Raw genomic sequence first — 3480 nt, forward strand, 5'->3', positions numbered from 1 at the left:
TCTTCCCTCTTCACCGCCTTCTCTCTTTCCCAGTGTCTTAAAATCGAGATGGAAAAACCGGCCATTAGCATAAATGTTCCGAGCCAGACAATGGATACATACGGCTTTTTCTCTGCCACAATCAGAACCCAGTCCTCTTCAAACTCTTCGTCCAGCCCTTCAACAGTAAGTTCTATGGTATCGGTTTCGGGGTAAATAGCGCTAAAAAAGACGTCCATCTCCCAACGGTCAATTTTCAGCGGCGGTGCGTAGGTATAACTTTGGTCGTCTTCGGTGTATACGGCAAAAAGCGGCTCTACATCAAAGGCGTTGCCAGATGGTGTATGTTCAACGCGAACCTGTGCCCTCACTCCAATCTGAGTGTTTTCAGGCAGACTCTCCTCACTTGCCGGTGTGAACTGCATAAATGTAAATGAGAACGGACCGGCATCGATCGTCTCTCCTTCCTGAATTTCAATCTTTTGTGTGTCCTCAACCGTTGAATCGGGCACACCACCGGCTTGCGCCAATCGCTGCAACTCCCGCTCCTGATCAATCTCCTCATTTCGTCCCGCAACATATTTACTTCCTGCCACATAGAGATAGATATCGCTGAACCATCCTGTTCGTACGTGAGGATCAACCGACCAGTCGATATTATCCATCGAAGACGAGGTCATCATCGGATAGACAACCGGATCCATATAGTAGGTTTCACCGCCATCAATCGGTTCAAACTTTAAGCGGTAAGTCTGTTGACCCGGACGAGGTGAATCGGATACATCAAATCCTTCATAGGTAACCATATACTTATCATTTACCAGTTTGGGACGATTGATCTCCAGTTCAAACATCTCAACCGGCTGTGTAACCGGGAATCCCTCTTCATCAAAAACATCACCGGCCGCTATTCGTGAATTATACTGCGTTGTGCGTTCATCCAGCAGCGGTTCGGTGTAGACTGAAGAAGCGATAATTCCAAGCAATAAAGCTCCAAATCCAATATGTGTGATTGTCCCCCCGATTACTTTCGGGTTCTTTCGAACCAGTTCAAAAAGAACCGCACCGTTTCCAATAACCGCAAACCATCCGGCAAAAATGTAGACCATGTAGTAGAGATTACGAACCTCACCAAATACAATCGAAACTACCGTAAATATAGATGTCAGAATCAGCGGTATAATCATCTTCCCGGCCAGACTCTCCCATGTATGTTTCTGCCAGAACAGGTACTGTCCGATTACCGTCGCAAACGCCATGAGAATCACGATCGGCATACTCCAGTCATTATAAAACTGAATTTCGGGCGGAGTTGGGTTGTCTACAAATAGTCGTCCTAAAATCGGTGAGCTGGTCCCAATAATGATCACAAATCCAAGGATAAAGAGAAGGATCGCACCGGTAAAGGTCATGAACTCCTTGCTCAGAAATTCGGATTCCTTATCCACGGATGGAATCTCCCGGTAGCGGTAGAGATAGAAGCCGATTCCCATAATGGCAATTACGAGAATAAATACCAGAAGCTGACCATAGAGCCCCAGATCCACAAAACTGTGAACCGACTGCTCGGCAAGTACGCCGGATCTCGTTAAAAAGGTTTGATAGATAACAGCAACATACGCCAGAATTGCAAAAAAGAGTGAGGCTTTGTGAGCGCGAGAACTTTTACGCTGAATGATCATCGCGTGGATTCCGGCTGTTCCAATCAGCCACGGTACAAGCGATGCGTTTTCAACCGGGTCCCATGCCCAGTAACCGCCAAACGACAGCGTTTCGTACGCCCAATATCCGCCAAGAAAAATGGCCGTCAGCAGGGATACGTTAGCAGCCAGTGTCCAGGGCAGTGCCGGACGAATCCACTCGTGATAGGTTTTTGTCCAGAGTGATGCAATGGCAAATGCAAATGGTACTGTCATCATCGCAAAACCTACAAAGATGATCGGTGGATGAATCATCATCCAGGGACTTTTCAGCAGATCATTCAAACCAGAGCCGTCAGCCGGTACAAAATCGGGGTTGGCCTGAATAAACGGTGCATTCGGCATCTCCTGCGCAATGGTTCGGAAAGGTGATGCTCCAATTTTAGTGAGTCCAAAATCCCAACCCACAACCATGGAAAGCAGAAAGAGTTGAGTCAGCATCATCACAAACATCACCGGGGCGCGGTAGGGCTTTCGGGTCCAGCGAATCAGTCCGGCCCCCACCAGAAAACCGCAGAGAACCCAAAGCATAAAGCTTCCCTCCTGTCCGCCATAAAAGGCTGAAAAAAGATACCGAGACTCCAGATCAAGGCTGGTGTAGTTCCAGACGTAGTAGTACTGAAACTGATGAGTCATGATCAGGTAGATCAATGCCCCGGATGAGATCAGAACAAAAAGTCCTTTTGCCATCCATAGCCGGTTGGCGTAGGTCTCAAATTTTTTCTCCTCTTTGATGGAAGAGAGAGCGTAGAGAATCAAGCCTGCAAATGAAACGGCAAATGCACCGCTTAAGAAGAGATTACCGATTTGTGCAATCATAGATGAATCGTGTCAGAGAGTTGAATCAGGTCGGTTGAGAGTGGCCAACGTATATTGGATGAATTTACATTCCGGCTGTTTCTGCGGGTTCAAAATCCGGATTTTCGTTGTATTTGGACGGACACTTCATGAGCATTTCGTTTGCATAAAACACATTATTCCGCATCTCTCCAATCACAACAAGCTGGGTGGCCTGTTCAAAGTTATTGGGTTTTGGTCTCGAATAAACCACGCGCCGAACATTTCCATCCTCATCTTCCATATGAAATGAGAACTGCATGGACTCCCGGGAGAACCCGTAATCGCCCGTTTTGTCCCATTTGCCTACTACGTGTGAGTTTGTACGGCTTTCAGCCTGTTCAAAATTGACATACGTGCTGATACTGTTGCCAAAATTATACATCAACAGCGATGTAAAGATCACAATTGAAAAAATTCCGATAAGTAATTTAGGCTTCATACTTCTGTAAATCGGTTAATACTTAAAAATTAATAATTTAAATTGATTCTGTTATACAAAAATAAAATTGGTAATCAGAAAGTCCCCTCATTTTCAAGGAGGGGATATTTTATACATTATTCTTATGTCAAATTCATGTTTGATTAGTTTTCTCGCTGTCTTCTACAGCTGATTCGTCTGAGCGTTTTGATGCTTCCAGTTTCTCTTCGAGTCCGGTTACTTTTCGATCTACACGAACCATCACGAACATCAGAACAAACCAGATAATAAGGCTGACACCCAGTACCACGTAGATCAGGTCGTTGGATGACATAAACTGGATGAATGCGGATGACTCCTCTGTACCTGCCCCGTCCCAGCGATCACCATAGCTTTGTGTTAGAGTATCAACGGCGGTTGAGGCCGTATCTTGTACAAATTTCATTTTCATGATATCTGAGCTTCTTCAGTCAATTCTTTGATTCGCTTATAGCGATTGAGTATATCCATCATCCAGATTGAAAGGCCGATAAAGCCGATTAC

The 3480-nt window shown here is 45.5% G+C and carries 3 protein-coding genes; all 3 read right to left on the reverse strand.

The genetic code is table 11. The features are described from left to right. On the reverse strand, positions 1–2498 hold a 2498-nt coding region (locus ACESM0_RS13295; RefSeq protein WP_372906689.1), incomplete at its 3' end, for a heme lyase CcmF/NrfE family subunit. A 64-nt stretch (positions 2499–2562) separates the two neighbouring features. Continuing rightward, entirely contained in the window at positions 2563–2958 is a 396-nt protein-coding gene (locus tag ACESM0_RS13300) for a cytochrome c maturation protein CcmE (protein ID WP_372906690.1), read from the reverse strand. Positions 2959–3091: 133 nt separating this feature from the next. Then, complete coding sequence (locus tag ACESM0_RS13305) at positions 3092–3382, reverse strand: CcmD family protein (RefSeq protein WP_372906691.1); 291 nt, start codon at positions 3380–3382, stop codon at positions 3092–3094. Positions 3383–3480 lie beyond the last annotated feature (98 nt).

It is taken from the genome of Rhodohalobacter sp. (assembly GCF_041686455.1).
Taxonomy (GTDB): domain Bacteria; phylum Bacteroidota; class Rhodothermia; order Balneolales; family Balneolaceae; genus Rhodohalobacter.